Genomic DNA, 20,518 nt, shown 5'->3' with positions numbered 1-20,518 from the left:
CGGTTAGACTTTTTTCACTAAAATACAATCTTGATCTCCGTACCCACACCAACCTCACTTGTCAGCGTCATCTGCGCATCATGCTGCGCGACAATATGCTTTACAATGGCAAGCCCCAGACCTGTGCCGCCGGTGGATTTTGACCGGCTCTTATCGACACGGTAGAAACGCTCAAAGACGCGTTCCTGCTGTTCTTTCGGGATTCCGATACCGGTATCTTTTACGATCAGGACCGGTCTGGTATTTTCGATCGTAGTCACGATCGTGACACTGCCGCCTTTTTTGTTGTAGCGCACCGCATTACTGCACAGGTTAAAAAGCAGTTCCTCAAGCAGCGTCTTGTTTCCGCTCATTGGAACAGACGCCCCCTCTAAGTGCAGCGTCACCTCATTTTTATCTGCCTGCATCTGCATGGAATGAATGCACTGCTCCCCAAGGTCATGCAGATCTACCGTCTCAAATTCAAGTTTCAGATCACTGTCATCCAGTTCCGACAGTTTTATGATGTCGTTGATCAATGCCTGCAGACGCTCTGCACTCTTATGGATCTCATTTGCAAAATGCGCGGTATCCTCCCCGCCCGTCATTCCGCTTGCGATCAGTTCCGCATATCCGGAGATCGCAGTCAACGGCGTCTTTAATTCATGGGAAACGTTGGCTGTAAACTCCTGACGCATCTGCGCATGATTTAAAATATCCATATGCTGTTTTTTGATCATGGAAATAAACGGGCGCATTTCCTCGTAAACTTCCGTCTCATCCACCAGGATAATATTATCTGCCATTTTCCCGATCGGTGCCATGAGTCTCCGTGTCAGACGGTAAGAATAAAATACACACATCAGAAATACCATCAGGCCGACCGCTAAGATCAGTCCTGACATCGTAGACACCAGATGATAAATACTTCCGCTCTCTTTCGCAACACGCACAACGCTCCCATCTTCTTTTCTAAGTGCATAATAAAAGGTATGCTTTGACGACGTAGCTGAGACACGGATTGATTTTCCCTCGCCATTTTTTATGGCCTCCGCAATTTCCGGGCGTTCCTTATGGTTCTCCATAGAAGACGCATCTTCCATACTGTCATACAGGACCGTGCCATCCGTATCCACGCAGGTGATGCGCAGCCCGTCATTTTCCAGGGAATACGTGATATCCTTCGAAAGTTCATTCGGACTGATCACCGAGACAACATGTGCACTTGCCTTTAAATCATCAAATATCTGTTCCTCCAGGATCTGATAAAAAAGAAACATAGAACAAACGGCAGTCACCACAATGGCGATTGCCGCAATCAACATAAAACCGGTATTAATTCTTTTTTTCATTCGATCATGTACCCCACATTCCGCACGGTCTTGATGCAGCCTCCTGCTGCTCCAAGTTTCTGCCGCAGTGTTTTGATATGCATATCAACGGTACGGCTCTCTCCTTCGTACTCAAATCCCCATACCTGATCCATAATCTTGTCTCTTGATAAAACGATTCCCTGATTGAGCATCAGGTACTTTAACAATTCAAATTCTTTAAATGTCAGCTCACACAGCTGCCCTGCAACCGTAACGGCATGTTTGTCCATATCCATAAGGATATCTTCATGTATCAGCTGTGAATCTTCATTTATGCGGCTTGTTCTTCGAAGCAGTGCTTTCACACGGGAGATCAGCTCCATGACTCCAAACGGCTTTGTGATATAATCATCTGCTCCAAGATCAAGTCCCTTTACCTTATCAAGCTCACTTGTCTTTGCCGTTACCATAATGACCGGGACATCCGCAGTCGCCTTGTCTGCCCGGATCCTTGTTAAAATATCCAGTCCGTCTTCCCCCGGAAGCATGATATCTAAAAGGATCAGGGATGGGATATTTTTTTCCAGACGCTTAAAAAATGATGCGCTGCCCTCAAATTCTTCCACTTCATAACCGCTGTTTTTGAGCGCATAACGTTCAATTTCACGAATATTAATATCGTCTTCCACTATATAGATCGTTGCCATATTTTTCCTCAATCCCCATTTTTGCGCCCTTAAATCTGATATATCTTCTCGAACTCGTTTAACTGTTTTGTAAACTCTGCGCTCTCCTCTGCATCCAGCTGCTCGGTAAAACTGTGTTCCTCTAACTGGGTATCCTCTAACTGCATCATATATACCGCGATATTCGAACAATGGTCTGCAACACGCTCATAGTTCATTGCAAGATCTGACAATACAAGACCAAGCTCAATGGTACATTTCCCTTTTCTAAGACGCTTCATATGGTTTTTCTTTACTGTCTTGTTTAACTCATCAATGACTTCTTCTAACGGTTCTACCGTACGCGCAAGTGCCTCATCACCATCCACAAATGCGTTTGTGGTACGCTCTAAGATATCACGGAGTGCTGTGCTGTATATCTTCATTTCTTCCTTTGCTTTCTTGGAAAATACAGCGCCCTCTTTATACATCTGCTGTGCATTTTCCACCACGTTGATGGAATGGTCGGAAATTCGCTCAAAATCTGTCAGACAGTGAAGCAAGGATGTTACCTTCAGACTGTCTTTATAAGATAAATTCTGGCTGCTTAACTTCGTTAAGTATGCACTGAGTTTATCATCATAGGTATCTACAATATTTTCTTTTGCAATGACATCCTCGATTTTTTCTTCGGAGTACTCATCCAATACGGTCATCGCCTCTAAAAATCCTTCGTGTGTGATCTTTGCCATCTGATTGGCAAGAGAATGGCACTGCTCAATCGCAAATGCAGGGCTGTTTAAGAAACGGTCGTCTAAAATAACAAATACATCCTCTTTCTGATTCTGTTCCTCTGCTGTTTTCGGGATCGTCAAGTAAGCCAGCTTCTCTAATCCCTTTGTAAACGGCAGTAAAACCAGGGTTGCGAACACATTAAATATGGTGTGGATCATTGCGATTCCCGCTGCTCCAACGACTTCATTGGTAAACTCAAATCCGATCAGCGCATTGCCTGTATAAAACAATACCAGAAACAGGATCGTACCGATCACATTAAAATAAAGATGCACGAATGCCGTTCTCTTTGCACCTCTGTTTGCCCCGATTGCTGAAATCATTGCCGTCACACAGGTACCGATATTCTGTCCCATGATGATTGGGATCACAGAGCCATAGGTAAATGCTCCTGTTACAGACAGTGCCTGTAAAATTCCGACCGATGCAGAGGAACTCTGTATGATCGCAGTAAGTACAGCTCCTGCCAATACACCAAGGAACGGATTGTGGAACATCGTTAAGATATTCGTAAATTCCGGCACATCTGCAAGCGGTTCTACCGCCCCGCTCATGCTCTCCATACCGTACATTAATACTGCAAATCCAAGTAAGATCTCACCGATATCTTTTTTCTTGTCGCTCTTTTTCGACATACAAAGTATGATACCGATCATTGCAAGGATCGGTGAGAAGGAGGATGGTTTTAACATCTGGATAAAAAAGTTATCCCCCTGCAGTCCACTTAAGCTCAAAAGCCATGACGTTACCGTTGTTCCGATATTTGCACCCATAATGATGCCGACTGCCTGTGACAGCTTCATAATACCGGAGTTCACAAAACCAACCACCATAACCGTCGTCGCCGATGACGACTGGATCACTGCGGTTACACCTGCACCAAGCAACACTGCCTTGATCGGGTTTGATGTCAGAGTCTCTAATATCTTCTCTAATTTACCTCCTGACATCTTCTCCAGTCCGGCACCCATTACATTCATTCCGTACAGGAACAGTGCCAATCCACCAATGAGGGTCAGTACTCCAAAAATATCCATCTCAATCTCCTTTTGTATGCCGCTTTTCTTATTCTTTACGTTTTTTTGACATATAATTTATTTATACAGCATTTTTCGTCATTTTGCAATTAGCATAAAAAGGAGTATGTAAATTCGCCGTCAACTTTATGTAAAATCTATGTAAAATCTCAAAGAAACCATTTATTTTTGTCTATTTTTAATTTTCATGCTGTCCGGTAATGGAATAGATCACCCACTCCGCAATATTGGTCGCATGGTCTCCGATACGCTCAAAATATTTTGCAACCATCAGCATATCCGTTGCCTGCTCCCCATTTTTTACATTCTCATTGATCTTTTTGATGAGCTGCTGTTTGAACTGGTTGAACAGATCATCCACCACATCATCTTCTTTGATGACCCAGTGTGCCATATCCATGTCTTTCTGCACGAATGCATCCACACTCTTGATGACCATGTCAGTTGTTTCTTTTGCCATTTCCTTGATCAGGTCAAGATTGATCGGATCCCCGGTTTCATAAGCAGCGTCCGCCATTAAGATTGTCATTTCCGAAATATCGGATGCATGATCCCCGATACGCTCCATATCCGTGATCATTTTCAGTGCTGCTGAGATCAGGCGGAGATCTTTTGCCACCGGCTGCTGCTGCAATAATAATTTCATGCAGAGGCTTTCAATATCGCGCTCCTGATGGTCGATCTCCTCATCAAAGCTGATCGCTTTCTGCGCTTTCTCCACATCCTGTCTGACCAGTGCCGAACATGCCATCTCGATCGCCTGCTCGATCAGGCTTCCCATCTCAATCAATTCATCGTTCAATACCTGAAGCTGTCTGTCAAATCTGTTTCTCATGATTTTCCACTTCCCTCTTTCTTTTCCTGTTATAGATTGCTCTACATTTCTACACTTTTTTCTGTATGTCATGGCTGACCCAGCCCGCAGTATCATCCAAAACGTCCGGTGATGTAATCCTCTGTCCGCTTATCCTGCGGCACGGAGAATAACCGCTCTGTCTCACCCGACTCGATCACTTCCCCTAACAGGAAAAATACGGTCTTATCCGAGACACGGACTGCCTGCTGCATGTTATGTGTTACCATAATAATCGTGTACTGTTTTTTCAGTTCAATGACAAGATCCTCGATCTTTGATGTTGAGATCGGGTCAAGTGCTGAGGTCGGCTCATCCATTAAGATGACTTCCGGGTTAACAGCAAGTGCCCTTGCGATACAAAGTCTCTGCTGCTGTCCACCGGACATGCCGAGCGCACTTTTTTTCAGACGATCCTTTACCTCATCCCAGATCGCCGCATCCCGCAGGGATTTCTCCACGATCTCATCCAACTTTGCCTTGGAGCGGATACCGTGTGTTCTTGGTCCATATGCGATATTGTCATAGATACTCATTGGAAACGGATTCGGTTTCTGGAATACCATTCCGACACGTTTTCTTAAAATGTTGACATCCATGCCGTTGTAAATATCCTCTCCATCCAAAAGAACACTGCCGGTGATCTTACATCCCTCGACCAGATCGTTCATTCTGTTTAAACTCTTCAAAAAGGTGGATTTTCCGCAGCCGCTCGGTCCGATAAATGCTGTAATCTCGTTCGATGCGATCGACATATTGATATTTTTTAGTGCATGAAAATCACCATAATATAAATCCAGGTTTGAAATTTTAAATTTTTCTGCCATTTTTTTTCTCCATTCTACTGTTTCGGCGCTTCAAATTTTTTTGCGATCAGGGAGGATACCCCGTTGATGATCAGTACCACGATAAGAAGTACAACCGCCGTCGCATATGCCTCATTGGTATGCATACCCTCACGCGATAACGAATACATGTGGATCGCTAAGGTACGGCCGGAATCAAAAAATCCTGCAAGGTTTGCAACTGTACCTGATGTATAAATGAGTGCCGCCGTCTCTCCGACGATTCGCCCGATCGCTAAGATAATGCCGGATAAAATACCCGGGATCGCACTCGGAAGCACAATTTTAAATATGGTACGCAGTTTTCCTGCGCCGAGTCCGAAACTCCCCTCACGGAATGAATCCGGTACGCAAAGAAGTGCTTCCTCCGTCGTTCTCATGATGACCGGGAGTACCATGATTGCAAGCGTCGCTGCACCTGCCATCATTGAGTAGCCCCATTTTAATGCTGTCACGAAAAACAACATACCAAAGAGTCCATAAATAATAGAAGGAATACCGGAAAGTGTCTCCGCCGTCACACGGATGATCCCGACTAACTTGTTTCCCTTTTTTGCGTATTCCACGAGGTAGATCGCTGCGCCCACACCAAACGGTACGGATAACAAAAGCGCCAGCACCGTCATAAACAGTGTGTTGATCATCGCCGGGAGCATCGACACATTATCCGAATTATAAGTCCATGCAAACAGCGATGTTTTTAAATACGGGATACCGCGGATTAAAATATAACCCACCAGAAATACCAGGACACCCACAGTCAGCACTGCTGCGACAAGCACTAAAAGCAGCAATAAGAATGAGCCCGGATGTTTCGTATATGATTTGATCTTATCTTTGAAAGACTGCTGATTGATCGCAGCAATCTCAGTTTCCATATGTTTTTCCATCTTAATCTCCCCTTTCTAATTGTCCTTTGTGCGTCTTTTTAAAATAGAGAAAGAGACATTGATGATGAGGATAAACACAAACAGTACCACACCGGTTGCGATCAGTGCTTCTCTGTGAAGATCCGTTGCGTATCCCATTTCCATTACAATATTTGCCGTTAAGGTACGGACACCTTTAAAAATACTCGATGGAACCCGCGCCTGGTTTCCGGCTACCATCATAACTGCCATCGTCTCACCGATTGCACGTCCGACACCGAGCACGACTGCTGCCATGATACCGGATTTTGCTGCCGGAACGATCACGGTAAAAACACTTCTCTCATGGGTTGCTCCAAGTGCAAGTGCCCCCTCGTAATAGCTGTTTTCCACCGCACGGATCGCAGACTCTGACACACCGATAATGGTCGGCAGGATCATGATTCCAAGCAGGATCGAAGCGGTTAAGATACTGTTTCCATTTCCTTTAAAATGTTCTCTGATAAACGGCACCAATACGACCAGACCGAAAAATCCATATACAATAGAAGGGATGCCTGCTAAGAGATCCACGATCGGTTTTAAAATGCGGTACAGTTTTTCCGGACAGAAGCGGGCCATAAAGATTGACATCAGTATTCCAACCGGGACTCCGATTAAAAGTGCTCCTCCGGTTACATAAATACTTCCTAAGATCATCGGAAAGATTCCGAATATATTATTGGTCGGTTTCCATACTTTTCCCGACAAAAACTGCCATACACCGATTTTCTGCATTGCCGGAAATCCGTTTGCAAACAAGAACACACAGATTAAGGCTACCGCGATAATGGATATGACTGCCGTAAAGAGGAAAACGCCTTCCATTACTTTTTCTTTGATATGATTCATTATTTTTCTCCAGACTGATAAAAAGTTATGTACGTTATTTATGTAAAGACCGGCAGAGTAACTGTCTCTCCCGGTCTTTACCTGATGTTTTATAATAAGGAATTCTATGAAATATGTTGTTTGTATCTGTCTGTATTACTCTGTAACGCCATCCCAGGATGTGATTTCGCCTGTGTAGATGCCTTTGACTGTATCTTTGGAAAGATCTGTAGTCGGGTTGTCGTTGTTTACGATGACTGCGATACCATCCATTGCGATCACGGCTGCTGTTAAGCCGCCCTCTGTCTCAGAATCTTTTAATTCACGGGAAGCCATACCGATATCACAGGTTCCATCCATAGCTGCTGTCATACCTGTGGTGGAATCGCTCTCCTGGATCTCGATCTCTGCACCGCTGTTGACTGCGACATATGCCTCTTTTAATTTTTCCATAACAGGTGTTACGGAAGAAGATCCTGCTACAACAACTTTTCCGCTTGCGCCGTTTGACTCGAATGCTGCTGCACCGTCATCTACCGGGATGTATTTATTATCAGAAATAACTGCCTGTCCGTCTGCACTCATGATAAAGTTGATAAAATCCTGTGCCACATCGCTTGGTGTTCCTTTGGTTGCAATATTAAATGGTCTTGCGATCGTGTAATCTCCGCTCTTGATATTATCTACGGTAGCTTCTGCTCCATCGATGGAAACTGCTTTTACACTGTCGTTTAGGGAACCAAGTGATACATATCCGATGGAGTATTCATCACCTGAAACTGTTGTTAACATAACGTCGGTACTGTTTGTGATGATTGCTTCATCGGTTGTATTATCAATTTTCTCACCGGCATCATTTTTCTCTTCCACACCGAACAGCTCGATGAATGCTCCTCTTGTACCGGAACCATCCTCACGGGATACAACGTTGATGTACTCGCTGTTGTCAAAATCTCCGGTTGCTGCTGATGCTGAATTTGCAGCTGTCGTATCTGGTGTAACATCTGCTGACTGATCTGCTGAACTGTCCGCTGCATCTGCACTTGCATCTGTATTTGTATCTGCTCCGGCATTTGCACTTGCATTTCCACTGTTACCACAGCCTGCGATCATGCTGGCTGCCATCATACCTGTTAATAACATACACATTACTTTCTTTTTCATTTTCTTAATCCTCTCTTTTTTCAATTTGCAGGGCGTCCATCCTGCTGTTTTCTTTTCATTTCCTTTTGACAGTTTTTACTTTAATGCACTTATGTAAAATACATGAGAGAGGTTTGGTAAAATGTATGTAAAATAATGGTAAATGTTTCGCTTACTTTTCCGTATTTTCCGCCTGCTGGTAGCTCATGGCAAAGAAGTATTCCTGTGAATTGAGCTTTACATCCGAATCCGTCACCCTCGAATAATTGCCGTCGCTGCCGAGTTCCCTTGCTTTTACATTGTCTTTTAACATCAGGTGGAACATATCCATAATGCGTTCTTTGATCGCCTTATCCCAGACCGGTGCTGCGACCTCAACACGCTTTGTTGTATTTCTGGTCATAAAATCTGCAGATGCAATGTAAACTTTTGCTGTTTCCTCCTCTGCTCCAAACAGATAGATTCTGGAATGCTCTAAATACCGTCCGACAATACTGATCACCCGGATATTTTCCGTATATCCTTCCACGCCCGGAATCAGGCAGCAGATTCCACGGATGATCAGTTCTATTTTTACACCGGCTTTTGATGCCTCGACTAGTTTGTCAATGATGACCTTATCTGTCAGGGCATTCATTTTTGCTCCGACATAAGCCGGTTTTCCTGCTTTTGCTTTTGCGATTTCCTCATCGATCATTACAATTATCTTACTCTGCAGACACTTCGGTGCCACCAGAAGATATTTCGTTTTCTCCACGAGCTGCTCTAAACAGAGAGCATGAAAAACTTCTGCTGACTCCTCGCCGATTTTTTCATTTGCAGTCATAACAGATAGATCTGTGTATAATTTCGCCGTCTTTTCATTATAATTACCGGTTCCAATCTGCGTGATATGACGAATCTCGCCGTCTTTTTTGTAGGTGATCTGACAGAGTTTCGAATGCACTTTGATATGGTCGATACCGTAAATAATGCGGCAGCCTGCATCCTCTAACCGTCTTGACCATTCAATATTATTTTCTTCATCAAACCGGGCACGCAATTCTACCAGCACAACAACTTCTTTTCCGTTCTCGGCAGCATCGATTAAAGCCTCTACGATCTGTGAATTTTTTGCCACACGATAAAGTGTCATGCGGATGGATACAACTCTCTCATCCTCGCCAGCTTCTTTCAAAAGTCTTATAAAAGGCTTCATGCTCTCATATGGAAAACTTAAAAACCAGTCTTTTTCTTCGATCTGGTCGATCACAGGCAGATCATTGCGGATGCATGCCGGCTGCTGCGGCACTCTCTTTTCAAAAAACAGTTCTCTTTTTTCTCTCAGAGAATCCTGGATTTGCGAAAAAAATGATAACTCTAATGGTGCCTCCGAAAAGTAAACCTGGTCTGCTCCAATTCCAAGTTCTTTGCGCAGATTTTCAATGATCGTCACATCCAGCACCCGGCTGTGTTCCAGTTTTACCGGGCAGAGTCTGCGTCTGGTGCGGATCAGTTTCTCCATGGAATCCCGGTAGTCAAGATCCTCATCATAAAACGCTTCATCCACATCAATGTCCGCATTGCGGATGATACGGATCAGTGATTTGCTTTTTACTGTATACCGTTCAAACACCAGTGGCAGAAAATGAAGGATCAGTTCTTCCACCAGCATATAGCGCTCTTTTCCTGAAGGAACTTTGATCAGGCGTTCAAACACTTCATTGCTGCATGGGATAATTCCAAGCTTTTCTCCATTTTTTGTTCCAAGCACAACAACTGCATAGATTTCCTTATTTTTCAAAAATGGAAATGGCTGTTTTTTTCCAATTACCTGTGGGGATAACAAAGGCATCAGCGCCTCCTTAAAATAATGCTCCAGAAAAACTTTATCGTCCGGCTGCATATCTGCAAAACTTAAGAGTTCTACCCCCTCCGCTTTCAAAAGCTGCATATAATTCCTGTACACCAGATCTTTCTGTTCCGATAAGATTCTTGCCGCATCAAAAATTGCCGCAAGCTGTTCCTTTGCTGTCATTTTTGTTTTGTTATCATGTGCTGTTTTATCCACATGCATCTGATCGTGAAGTGATCCGACTCTCACCATAAAAAATTCATCCAGATTGCTCTGAAAAATAGATAAGAAAGACATGCGCTCACACAGCGGCACGAATGGATCCGCTGCCTCCTCCAGCACACGCTCATTAAATTTTAACCATGATAATTCCCTGTTTTCCAAATATTTTTGTTTTTTTTCTGCCATCCTCTTTTCCTCCGTTGCTTTTTACATCTTTTCAATCTGTCTGCGCAGTTCTAACATCTGATTGTCAACTTTTGCAATCACATCCGAGTAATCTTTTGTTTCACGCTCCACATTTTCAATCTGTCCTGCGCTCTTCTTATAACACATCTGATTGTCAAGCTCAGCCCAGTAGTCCATTGCAAATGACCGGATCTGAATCTCCACCCGGATCTTTGTTGTTTTCTCTAAATAGGTAACCGGGACCTCCACAATCAGATGAATACTCTGATAACCGCTCTTTTTGGGATTTTTTACATAATCCTTCTCTTTGATCAGGGTAATATCCTTTTGCTTTTTTATATAATCCGCCACGCGGTATATATCATCACAGAAAAAACAGACAACACGGATGCCTGCGATATCGTTTAAAGTGGTCACTGCTGCCTGAAATGTTACTTCTCTTCCTTTTCGCATCAGCTTTTTTGCAATGCTGTCCGTCTGTTTGATCCGGCCTGTCATACTACGAATAACCTGACGGTCAAACTGCTCCGTCAGGTCCGCATTGATCATTTTTAATTTTGCCTGCACCACATCCATCGCATAAGTATAAGAAAGCCGTACCATAGGTGCTTCGATCTGTTCTTTTAATTGTTTTTCCATGAGCGAAGTATCTGCTCCCGCTAAAGTCTCTTTTATTCCTATGCTTTTTTTCTGATTTTTAGAATCTTTCTTCGGCAAAATCCATATCTCCTATTTCGTAATCATCCTCATATCCATAGTCATAGTCATCATAATCATTTTCCGTTTCCGCTTCGAACTCATCCCAGGTCCTGCTTACCGCCAAAGAACGTTTTTCCCCTCTCTGCATTGTCTGTGACTGGATCTTAAAAATAACAAACCCGATCACAAACATTGACGCGATCACGATAACACCCGCTTTTGAAGTGTGGAAAATCTGTGTGGAAATACCCATGAGCATCGTTCCCATAAAAGATGCTCCTTTTCCAAAAATATCGAAAATCCCAAAATACTCACTTGATTTTTCCTTCGGAATGATCTTTGCAAAATAAGATCGCGACAATGCCTGGATCGCTCCCTGAAATACACCCACAAACGTTGCCATTACCCAGAATTTCCATGCCGCATCCAGCCAAAGTGCATAGACTGCAACCAAAAAGTATGCTCCGATACAAACCGCGATCAGACGGGCTGTTTCAAATTTCTGTGCCAGTTTTCCAAAGATAATGGCACAGGGAAATGCGACGATCTGTGTCAGAAGCAGTGCAAGAAGAAGACTTGTATCACTGATTCCAACATCCTTTCCGTAAGAAGTTGCCATTTCAATGATCGTGTATACACCATCTATATAGAAGAAAAATGCAACGAGAAAGAGAAACACTTTTTTGTCCTTTTTGATCTCACCACATACAGTCCCCAATCTTTTTATGGTTTCTTTTACTCCGTTTACTTTTGTCTCCACATAATAATTCTGCTTATAATTTTTTAAGAGCGGGATTGTGACAACTGCCCACCATAAGGCATTGATGATAAATGCTCCTGCTGTCGCTACCGTACCGCTGATTCCAATATAATCCGCTCCAAAAATCAATGCCAGACTGACAACAAAAGGCACACAGCTTCCTATATATCCCCATGCGTATCCCTGGGATGACACGTCATCCATGCGCTCATCCGTCGTCACATCCACGAGCATAGAATCATAAAAAATAAGGCTGCCGGAAAACCCGACTTTGGTGATCACAAATACAACCAGAAATAAAATGGCACTTTTCGGAAGTGCAAGTGCGGCACACCCAAGAACACCGATCAGCATAAACAGCGTAAATAAAGGTTTTTTCCGGTTCTTTCCATCTGCAACCGTTCCGAGCACCGGCCCTAATATTGCCACGATCAAAGTGGAAATAGAGATCGCATAGCTTAAATATGCGGTGGAGTCCGAAGCGGATATGCCATTTCCGGCTGCCATGTTTTTAAAATAGATCGGTATGATCGTGGACACTAAAAGCGCAAAGGCAGAGTTGCCTACATCGTACATTACCCAGTATTTTTCAAGTTTATTTAATTTCTGTTTCATGTTTTTCCCTCCTGTTTTGCAGGATAAAATCAAAGATCTCCTGATAATATCTGCACCTGGTCTGATAGTCCGCATTAAAAATTTCATGTTTGGAAGCCGGCATGCAGACAAGCGCTGCCGTCTCCACACGATTTTCAAAAACTGCGATCGCACGATTATCCACCATTTGGTCATTCCCTGCTATAAAGATCAAAATCGGAATTTTAATCCGCTCCAGATTCTTTTTCCGCATCAGCGTTTCTGTTGCACGCATCGCTGCCAAAAGCCATCCATAAGTACTGCCATTGGTCTGATATCTGGAATTTTTCAGCCTCTTTTCAAAAATATAATCATAGCGCTCTCTTGAAATACAGCTGCTGTGTTCAAAATCCGGCCTGCTGTCAAACCCTGTCTGTCCCGCTGCATAACGTTCACCTCTTTTGGTTCTCACATAAAAATCAGCTGTCATTTTTGCCACCCACCACGGATACTTTCCGGTCTGCATCCGAAACATCGGTGAAGAAAGGATCGCACGTTCAAATACTTTCGGATGTTCCTCGATATAACGCGCCGCGACCGCACCTCCCATGGAATGTGCAAATAAGATGCGGTGCCGCTCCATCCGGTAATTCATTTTTTTCATAAAGCAGTCTAAATCTTTGATATAATCTTCAAAATCACGGATATATACTTTCTGGTCATCCGAAACCTCACGTTCTGAATAGCCGTGCCCGCGGTGTTCTAAGATATAAACGGAACAGCCCTGCTGCAGAAAATAATAAATAACCTCGTTATATTTTTCTGCAAACTCGCTGAATCCATGTGAGATCACAATACAGGTATCCGCCCCCGCTGCCAGATATTGCTGATAAAAAATGGCCGCCCCGTCATAACTGTGAAAATAAGCATACTTCTGGCATTGCTTCAGGTACGGTTCCACCAGATTTTTCTGCCAGGTCAGATACCCTTCGTCTGCAAAATACAGACTGCCTGCCGCATTCATAACGCCGCCATTTCTTTATGCCTCAACAATTTCACCAGCTCCGGTGTCAATTTCCCATCACTGTACTCTTCCGCAATTTTTTTGCCGCGGTCCGGATAATTTGTGATCATTGCATCGGCACGCGCCGCACAGACGAGCCGCATATATTTTTCCTCATTTACAGTCCATACATGGACTTTCTTTTTCTGCCTCCTGCACTCTTCCATAAATCCTTCATACTGAATGTTGTAAAGTGCCGGGTGCAGTGCATCTGCTCCCACAACATACGAAGCGTAACTAACCGGATTGATGATTCCATCGCAGTAAAGCATTCCTGTCTCTGCTTCCGGATTGATCTCTTTGATCTTTTGTATGGTATAGTGATTAAAGGAGGAAAAAATCACACGTTCCATGAGTCCCATCCGCTCTGTGAGATCTAACACACGCTCCTCAATTTCCGGATAAAACACGACTCCGGTCTTGATTTCCACATTAATGGTCAGATCTGTCGGTTTTATCAACGCATAGACTTCCTCTAACGTGGGTATCTGTGCATGTTCATACTCCGGATGTGTACGGTTAAAATTATGTTTGATCAGCTTCGCGTAGGTATAATCTTTTACCCAGCCGCTTCCATCACTCACACGGTCGATCGTTTCATCGTGGATGACAACAAGTTCTCCGTCTTTTGTGAGCTGCACATCCAGTTCAATTCCATCTGCGCCAAGCTCTACCGCTTTCTCAAAAGCTGCCATTGTATTTTCCGGTGCATAACCGCTCGCACCGCGGTGTCCCCACACGAGTGTTCTTTCCATCTCTTCTCCATTCCTGCCGGTTTCTTCCATCTGCGCACTAAATCCGCCTGTCCGGCATCGATTCTTTTATTTCTCTCATCTTTACCCTATATCCTAAGCGGATATTGTAAAATGGGTGTGGGGGTTTATGTAAAAAATGGGTAAAAAAATACAGAACCACGTTTTTGTGATTCTGTAATATACCTTATAATGTTGTTGGCACAAATAGTGCGTTCAGGTTTATTGATTGACAAATTGCGCAAAGCCGTGCCTGTTTTGTTCCGTTGTCCGAAAATAAGAAAAGCATTCTCGGCTTTGCGCAATTTGTCAGCCGCCATGTTGTGAAGCACTATTTGGTTTTAACATCATATATTTTGATGCCGGAATTCCTTTAATCCTTATGCGCCGCCTCATAAACGTTATAGCAGGCTGCCGCTCCGATCACAAGCACTGCGCCAATGACTGCCGTGCGCCCGATTGTCTCACCGCAGAAGATCGCAACTAAAATTGGATTTAAGATCGGCTCTAATGTAGAAGTTAAGGATGCCGTGACCGGCGAAACACGATCCAAGCCCCTCGATAAAAAGATGTAGGATAAGCCAAACTGGATCACACCGAGAAGGATAATACAGATCCATGCCTTCGCAGAATGATCGGTCTCCCCCAAAAACGAAGGCAGTCCGATGCTAAGGCTGATCACATGGGATGCCAGCAATGACGATTCAAAATCAGCTCCCGGAAAACCTTTCATCATCATAACCAGCGCATAGGTAAATCCCGAAAATACCGCAAGCAGATTTCCCGCCATTCCCCCGGCGCTCAGGGAATCTAAAAAGAAGCATAAGATACCGGCAAACACGACCGCACATGCCACCACTGCCGCTTTTTTCGGTTTCTTCTTATATAATGCCCACATCAGCAGAATCACAAAGATTGGTTCTGTAAACTGAAGCACGATCGCATTTGCCGCCGTTGTCATCTTTGTTGCTGAAACAAACGTTAAAGCCATAGCCGTATTGCAGACGGCTCCAAACAACACCGTTTTGTTCCATACAAACTTTCGTTTTGTGATGACCATATATGATGCGATCAGCATAAATGAAAAAATACTGCGGATTCCCTGGATCGTGATGGAACTCCACGGAATCGACTTTATCAGAACACCTCCGGTGCTGAAACATACTGCAGAGAGCAGCACATAGATGGTTCCCTTCATACTTTCTTTATCTAATTGTTTTTCCTGCATTTTATTCTCCCTCCCATTTTACCGCATTCCCAGCGCAAGCAGCACAAGTACCGCGAGAAAAATGATATTTGCCAGATGAAACCACAACAGATAATACCCCTTCGTGCGGTTATAATTATGCGCATATATTTTATAGGAGATCAGGCTCGCCATGGAGGCGATCAGTGTGCCAAGTCCCCCTAAATTTACACCAAGCAAAAGCTGCTTTAAATCACCCGAAAAACCGGACAATAACAGTGCCGCCGGAACATTGCTGATCACCTGGCTTGTGGCAATTCCCACCAGAAGTTCCCTTCCGTTAACCAATGAATGCAGTACTTCCTGAAACGCCGGCAGCCGTCCGATATTTCCTGTAAAAATAAAGAAAGCGATAAACGTAAAGATCAGGCAGTAATCCACCTGCCCCAGTACTTTTCTATCTGATAAAAACACAGACACAGCTACCGCCGCAAGCAAAATATAATACGGCAGGATCCTTGCCACGACCAAAAGCGCCATAAGGAATAAAACCGCATACATGCCGGTCAGTTTTTTGTTCATTTCCTTTTTTTCTTCCGAAAAATGACAGTCTGTCAATCTGATTTTTCTTTTTCTTGCACTTAAAACGAAAATCGTCAGGGCAAGCAGCACACCGGAAACAACCGTATACGGAAGCATCAAGACAAGAAACTCCCCAGCATTCATTTCTGAGAGATTATATAAATACAAATTCTGCGGATTTCCAATCGGAGTCAGCATACTTCCAAGGTTCGCCGCTATGGTCTGAAGCACGATGACCGGCACCATAAGACGCTCCTGCCCGCATTTTTGCAGCGTGAGAAGTGCAAACGGAACAAACGTCAAAAGCGCAACATCATTGGTAATGACCATGCTTGAAAAGAAACACAGAAAAACAAGAACAAATGCCAGCTGCGCCGTATTTTTCGTATGCGCAAGAAGCCACCGCCCGATCTCATCAAAGATTCCATTATTCTGCACGCCCGCCATAATGATCATCAGCGAGAGCAGGATCCCAAGCACGCGAAAATCAATATAATCGATATATGCCTGATCCGGATGCACAAAAAAAGCGGATATTACAGCTAAAATGGCTGCAACGACCAGCACTGTTTCTTTTTTTACAAATGCTATGATTTTCTCTTTCATATATATGACACCACCCATAAAACCTACCTGTCTATTCTAATCACTTTCCCCCCGGATGTAAACAAAAAAAAGCGCATGATTCGTCTGCTTCTGTACACACTATAAAATAACAGACACATAGCTATGTAAAATCACATTTGCTATGTAAAATCAAACTTTTGTATATGAGTGAATCAATAAAATGCGTGAATATAGCGCAAGAATGGAGCATATGATGTACACCCCAGTTACACTTCCGGTTACAAATGAATACGGTTATTTTGAAATACGGTTAGAGAGCATCGGCGGTCTCGGCGCAAATCTCTGCGGAAAAATGCTCGGCGAACTCGGTGCCTTATACCTTTCCTTAAACTCCTTAAGTTTTTCCAGCTACGGATCTGAAAAACGAGGTTCACCGGTAAAATCCTATATCCGCTGGAGTCCCGCTTCCCATCCACTGCGCATCAACAGCCCGGTATTACAACCGCATGTACTTGGCATTTTTCACGAAGGGCTGATCGGGACTTACCCAGTATTAGACGGGATTTCCGCCGACACAAAAATTGTTTTAAATACACCTTTATCCTGTGATGAAGCGGCAGAAAAATACAATATTCCAACTGGAACGCTGTATTGTCTGGACGCACTCTCCATCGCCATGGAATCCAGATCCCGCATTAACATGGTTATGCTCGGTGCGATCACCAGAGCGTGTCCTTTTATCCCGATGGATTCCATTGAAACACTCTGCAAAAATACTATTGGGAAAAAATATCCGGCACTGATCGGGGCAAATCTGCAGGGTTTAAAAATGGGGTATGAAAAAACAGCTGAAAAAAAGATTCCTGACAGAACTGCTTCCCCTTCTCTCGCAAAAGAAACTTATATCTGGGGCTACAAAAACGCCCCGATCGGCGGGATCAATACACGCCCCGGCAGCACGGTATCAAATGACCTCTCCCCCTCCCGCGAAGGTTATATTCCTCTCTTTTTGCAGGATCGGTGCATCAACTGCGGACTCTGTGATTCTACCTGTCCGGATATGGTATTTCAGTTTGCACCGGGAACTTATAAGGGGAAAGAGGCAATGGTCAACCAGGGACTTGATTACAGACACTGCAAAGGCTGTCTCCGCTGTGTGGATGTCTGTCCGACTCACGCTCTGGTAAAAGCAGAAGAAAAAGATTACCCGGACAAGCCGCATTCCATGCCGGATCAGGATCTGCTGCCAGACTCTGTCCGGTACCAGAAGACCGGCGCAAATTCCTGGATCACCAGTGATTCTTATCTTGATGAAAAACGTATTGACGGAGGTATCGTATAATGTCAGATCAGCAACAATCAACAACACAGGCTTTTCCATCATCGGATCAGCAGCAATCATCAACACAGGCTTTCGTAAAGAAAACCGCTGCCCAGCGCAAACTTTACGAAAGTGGAAATGAGCTTGCCGCCTACGCAGCAAAGCAGATCAATTATCATATCATGGGATATTATCCGATCACCCCCTCCACACAGATTGCGGAAAATCTCGATCTTTCGGGTGCAAGAGGCGAGCACAACATCCGGCTGATCGCCGCCGAGGGAGAACACAGTGCCGCCGGTATCTGTTACGGTGCTTCGGCGGGCGGCGGACGCGTATTTAATGCCACCAGCGCCAACGGTCTGCTCTATGCCTTAGAGCAATTTCCGGTTCAGTCCGGCACACGCATGCCGATGGTCATGAATGTCGCCTGCCGTACCGTCTCCGGCCCTCTGTGCATCAAAGGTGATCACAGCGATATCATGTATCTTTTAAATACCGGCTGGATCATTCTGTTTGCGGATGACCCGCAGATGGTCTACGACTTCAATCTGATTGCCTTAAAACTTGCCGAAAAAGTGAATCTCCCGGTTGTCGTTGCCTTTGACGGTTTCTTTACCAGCCATCAGAAACAAAAATGCATGGTCTTTTCTGAAGATGAAACCGTACAGCACTTTATCGGGAAAAAACTCTCCTGTGACAATCCCGAAATCTCCGCTTTTGCCGGAAATGACTCCACCGGGGAGAATCGTTTTTACAGTGTACTCGACCTGAATCACCCGGTCTCTGTCGGCTCCTATATGAATGAACCGGACATTATCAACAACAAATATCAGCTTTTTCTCGCCATGGAAGAAACACGAAAAAAACTTCCCATGCTGTTTGATGAGTTCGCCTCCCTCTCCGGAAGAATGCATACTTTTTGCCGCGGATATCTGTGTGAAGATGCAGATATTATCCTTTTTCTGCTCGGTTCCTCTTTTCACCCCGCCACAGTTGCAGCAGATACGCTGCGCAAAGAGGGCATCCGCGCTGGCGTTGTCACATTAAATGTGCTTCGTCCATTTCCATCTGACGAATTACGCCATCTCTGTATGCATGCAAAGACGATCGTTGCCGCAGACCGTCAGGACAGCTACGGCGCCGGCGGCGGAAATATGTCCTTAGAACTGCGCGCCGCCCTGCAGGATATCACGGATTCCACACACCCGATCCGGGTACTGACCCGCATTTACGGACTTGGCGGGAAGGATTTTTTTGTGGAGGATGCTGTTGCACTGTTTCGTGAGGGACTTTCGCCTGATGCCAGGGCTTTTGATTACTATGGAATCACACCGGGTACGACAGAAAATTGCCCACAGCCACAGTATTATGCACCCCTCACCAAAGATCGCCAGTCCCCCGGTGTCACAACCTGCACTTTCGATCCTGCAACCGGAAAAATGCTTGTAAAAGGTGGATTGATCAAAGACGCCACCGCCATGCCCAAGCGGATCGCCCCGGGAATCGGAACCTGTCCCGGCTGCGGTATACCGGTCAACTTAAATCTGCTGTTAAAAGGGATCGAAGGAAATGTGGTCTTTCTGTTCCAGACCGGCTGCGGCATGGTGACAACCACTGCCTACCCAAAAACGGCATTCCGCATCCCATATATCCACAACCTGTTTCAAAATGGAGCTGCTACTTTAAGCGGTCTGGTGGAAGTATTTGAGGAACGGCAAAAACGCGGGGAATATCCCAAAGGCGAGATCACATTTATCATGGCAAGTGGTGACGGCGGCATGGATATCGGCATGGGTTCTGCACTCGGAACGGCACTGCGCGGACATCATCTGCTCTTATTTGAATATGACAACGGCGGATATATGAACACCGGTTACCAGCTTTCCTACTCTACCCCGATGGGTGCGAAAAGCTCCACCTCCCACCTCGGAAAAACACAGTACGGAAAGACCTTTTTCCACAAAGACATGCCCCAGATCATGGCTGCGGCCCACCTCCCCTATGTGGCAACCGTCGCCGAGTCGAACCCACATGATTTTATCAAAAAGGCTGCAAAAGCAGCTGCCTATGCAAGGGAATTCGGCACCGCCTATGTAAAAGCGCTCTCCGCCTGCCCGCTCAACTGGAATGACCGTCCGGACACAGAACGAAAAGTCATTGCTGCCGCCGTAGACTGCTGTTATTTTCCGCTCTATGAAATCGAACGCGGCATCACATCACTGAGCTATGATCCAAAAAAATCGCATAAAAAAATCCCCGTCACGGAATGGTTTTCCATGATGGGGCGCACGAAACATCTTGCCACCGAAGAATATAAATCGGTTGCAGACCAGATTCAGGCAGAAGTCGACAGACGCTATGAACGTCTGGCAGCATGTGCCGAACATCCGCTATTGTAATT

At 44.7% G+C, this 20,518-nt stretch carries 17 protein-coding genes; 2 read left to right on the top strand and 15 right to left on the bottom strand.

Translation table 11 applies throughout. The annotated features are described in order from the left end of the window. Positions 1-17 precede the first annotated feature (17 nt). From RIL182_RS00400 to RIL182_RS00330, 15 genes are all read right to left on the bottom strand, one after another. Positions 18-1,331 (bottom strand): sensor histidine kinase, encoded by a 1,314-nt coding sequence (locus RIL182_RS00400; protein WP_006857123.1) that lies wholly within the window; start codon positions 1,329-1,331, stop codon positions 18-20. After that, positions 1,328-1,999, bottom strand: coding sequence for a response regulator transcription factor (locus tag RIL182_RS00395; protein ID WP_006857124.1), 672 nt, complete (start codon positions 1,997-1,999; stop codon positions 1,328-1,330). Before RIL182_RS00395 ends, RIL182_RS00400 begins: the two co-directional genes overlap by 4 nt. Positions 2,000-2,028: 29 nt before the next feature. Next, positions 2,029-3,789: a Na/Pi cotransporter family protein gene (locus RIL182_RS00390; RefSeq protein WP_006857125.1), complete on the bottom strand. Its 1,761-nt coding sequence runs from the start codon at positions 3,787-3,789 to the stop codon at positions 2,029-2,031. 178 nt (positions 3,790-3,967) lie between these two features. Then, on the bottom strand, positions 3,968-4,624 hold the full coding sequence (gene phoU / locus RIL182_RS00385; protein WP_015561527.1) for a phosphate signaling complex protein PhoU: 657 nt from the start codon (positions 4,622-4,624) through the stop codon (positions 3,968-3,970). A gap of 92 nt (positions 4,625-4,716) precedes the next feature. Continuing rightward, positions 4,717-5,469 carry a phosphate ABC transporter ATP-binding protein PstB gene (gene pstB, locus RIL182_RS00380; protein WP_006857127.1) on the bottom strand — a complete coding sequence of 251 codons (753 nt, stop codon included), beginning with the start codon at positions 5,467-5,469 and terminating at the stop codon, positions 4,717-4,719. 14 nt (positions 5,470-5,483) lie between these two features. Beyond that, positions 5,484-6,377: a phosphate ABC transporter permease PstA gene (gene pstA / locus RIL182_RS00375; RefSeq protein ID WP_006857128.1), complete on the bottom strand. Its 894-nt coding sequence runs from the start codon at positions 6,375-6,377 to the stop codon at positions 5,484-5,486. 15 nt (positions 6,378-6,392) lie between these two features. Further along, positions 6,393-7,247, bottom strand: coding sequence for a phosphate ABC transporter permease subunit PstC (gene pstC / locus RIL182_RS00370; protein ID WP_006857129.1), 855 nt, complete (start codon positions 7,245-7,247; stop codon positions 6,393-6,395). Between the two features lie 135 nt (positions 7,248-7,382). Then, the gene (locus RIL182_RS00365; RefSeq protein ID WP_044998996.1) at positions 7,383-8,390 is read right to left on the bottom strand and encodes a substrate-binding domain-containing protein; all 1,008 of its coding nucleotides are present in this window, start codon (positions 8,388-8,390) and stop codon (positions 7,383-7,385) included. A 151-nt stretch (positions 8,391-8,541) separates the two neighbouring features. Further along, positions 8,542-10,611 (bottom strand): polyphosphate kinase 1, encoded by a 2,070-nt coding sequence (gene ppk1, locus RIL182_RS00360; RefSeq protein WP_006857130.1) that lies wholly within the window; start codon positions 10,609-10,611, stop codon positions 8,542-8,544. A 21-nt stretch (positions 10,612-10,632) separates the two neighbouring features. Then, on the bottom strand, positions 10,633-11,328 hold the full coding sequence (locus RIL182_RS00355) for a GTP pyrophosphokinase (protein ID WP_006857131.1): 696 nt from the start codon (positions 11,326-11,328) through the stop codon (positions 10,633-10,635). Then, positions 11,309-12,685: an MFS transporter gene (locus RIL182_RS00350; RefSeq protein ID WP_006857132.1), complete on the bottom strand. Its 1,377-nt coding sequence runs from the start codon at positions 12,683-12,685 to the stop codon at positions 11,309-11,311. Before RIL182_RS00350 ends, RIL182_RS00355 begins: the two co-directional genes overlap by 20 nt. Further along, positions 12,666-13,667 (bottom strand): alpha/beta fold hydrolase, encoded by a 1,002-nt coding sequence (locus RIL182_RS00345; RefSeq protein WP_006857133.1) that lies wholly within the window; start codon positions 13,665-13,667, stop codon positions 12,666-12,668. Before RIL182_RS00345 ends, RIL182_RS00350 begins: the two co-directional genes overlap by 20 nt. After that, positions 13,664-14,491: a glycerophosphodiester phosphodiesterase gene (locus RIL182_RS00340; protein ID WP_006857134.1), complete on the bottom strand. Its 828-nt coding sequence runs from the start codon at positions 14,489-14,491 to the stop codon at positions 13,664-13,666. The genes RIL182_RS00345 and RIL182_RS00340 overlap by 4 nt, the downstream gene beginning before the upstream one ends. Positions 14,492-14,831: 340 nt before the next feature. Then, positions 14,832-15,686: a DMT family transporter gene (locus RIL182_RS00335; protein ID WP_006857135.1), complete on the bottom strand. Its 855-nt coding sequence runs from the start codon at positions 15,684-15,686 to the stop codon at positions 14,832-14,834. Positions 15,687-15,704: 18 nt separating this feature from the next. Beyond that, positions 15,705-16,850 carry an SLC13 family permease gene (locus RIL182_RS00330; protein WP_006857136.1) on the bottom strand — a complete coding sequence of 382 codons (1,146 nt, stop codon included), beginning with the start codon at positions 16,848-16,850 and terminating at the stop codon, positions 15,705-15,707. A 163-nt stretch (positions 16,851-17,013) separates the two neighbouring features. On the opposite strand from RIL182_RS00330, the gene RIL182_RS00325 reads away from it, so the two are divergent. Further along, a complete protein-coding gene (locus tag RIL182_RS00325) occupies positions 17,014-18,135 on the top strand; it encodes a 2-oxoacid:acceptor oxidoreductase family protein (protein WP_006857187.1) in 1,122 nt (373 codons plus the stop codon). Then, positions 18,135-20,516: a transketolase C-terminal domain-containing protein gene (locus RIL182_RS00320; RefSeq protein ID WP_006857137.1), complete on the top strand. Its 2,382-nt coding sequence runs from the start codon at positions 18,135-18,137 to the stop codon at positions 20,514-20,516. Before RIL182_RS00325 ends, RIL182_RS00320 begins: the two co-directional genes overlap by 1 nt. Positions 20,517-20,518: the final 2 nt, after the last annotated feature.

The sequence above is a fragment of the Roseburia intestinalis L1-82 genome (genome assembly GCF_900537995.1).
Classification (GTDB): domain Bacteria; phylum Bacillota; class Clostridia; order Lachnospirales; family Lachnospiraceae; genus Roseburia; species Roseburia intestinalis.
Note: the sequence above shows the minus strand (reverse complement) of the source record. Positions and strands in the feature narration are given on the sequence as shown.

Coding starts and splice junctions, on each gene's coding strand:
- RIL182_RS00340 (WP_006857134.1), bottom strand. CDS start 14,491: ATGGAAGAAACCGGCAGGAATGGAGAAGAGATGGAAAGAACACTCGTG.
- RIL182_RS00390 (WP_006857125.1), bottom strand. CDS start 3,789: ATGGATATTTTTGGAGTACTGACCCTCATTGGTGGATTGGCACTGTTC.
- pstB (WP_006857127.1), bottom strand. CDS start 5,469: ATGGCAGAAAAATTTAAAATTTCAAACCTGGATTTATATTATGGTGAT.
- RIL182_RS00400 (WP_006857123.1), bottom strand. CDS start 1,331: ATGAAAAAAAGAATTAATACCGGTTTTATGTTGATTGCGGCAATCGCC.
- RIL182_RS00325 (WP_006857187.1), top strand. CDS start 17,014: ATGCGTGAATATAGCGCAAGAATGGAGCATATGATGTACACCCCAGTT.
- RIL182_RS00365 (WP_044998996.1), bottom strand. CDS start 8,390: ATGAAAAAGAAAGTAATGTGTATGTTATTAACAGGTATGATGGCAGCC.
- RIL182_RS00350 (WP_006857132.1), bottom strand. CDS start 12,685: ATGAAACAGAAATTAAATAAACTTGAAAAATACTGGGTAATGTACGAT.
- RIL182_RS00320 (WP_006857137.1), top strand. CDS start 18,135: ATGTCAGATCAGCAACAATCAACAACACAGGCTTTTCCATCATCGGAT.
- pstA (WP_006857128.1), bottom strand. CDS start 6,377: ATGGAAAAACATATGGAAACTGAGATTGCTGCGATCAATCAGCAGTCT.
- ppk1 (WP_006857130.1), bottom strand. CDS start 10,611: ATGGCAGAAAAAAAACAAAAATATTTGGAAAACAGGGAATTATCATGG.
- phoU (WP_015561527.1), bottom strand. CDS start 4,624: ATGAGAAACAGATTTGACAGACAGCTTCAGGTATTGAACGATGAATTG.
- RIL182_RS00330 (WP_006857136.1), bottom strand. CDS start 16,850: ATGGGTGGTGTCATATATATGAAAGAGAAAATCATAGCATTTGTAAAA.
- RIL182_RS00335 (WP_006857135.1), bottom strand. CDS start 15,686: ATGCAGGAAAAACAATTAGATAAAGAAAGTATGAAGGGAACCATCTAT.
- RIL182_RS00345 (WP_006857133.1), bottom strand. CDS start 13,667: ATGAATGCGGCAGGCAGTCTGTATTTTGCAGACGAAGGGTATCTGACC.
- pstC (WP_006857129.1), bottom strand. CDS start 7,247: ATGAATCATATCAAAGAAAAAGTAATGGAAGGCGTTTTCCTCTTTACG.
- RIL182_RS00395 (WP_006857124.1), bottom strand. CDS start 1,999: ATGGCAACGATCTATATAGTGGAAGACGATATTAATATTCGTGAAATT.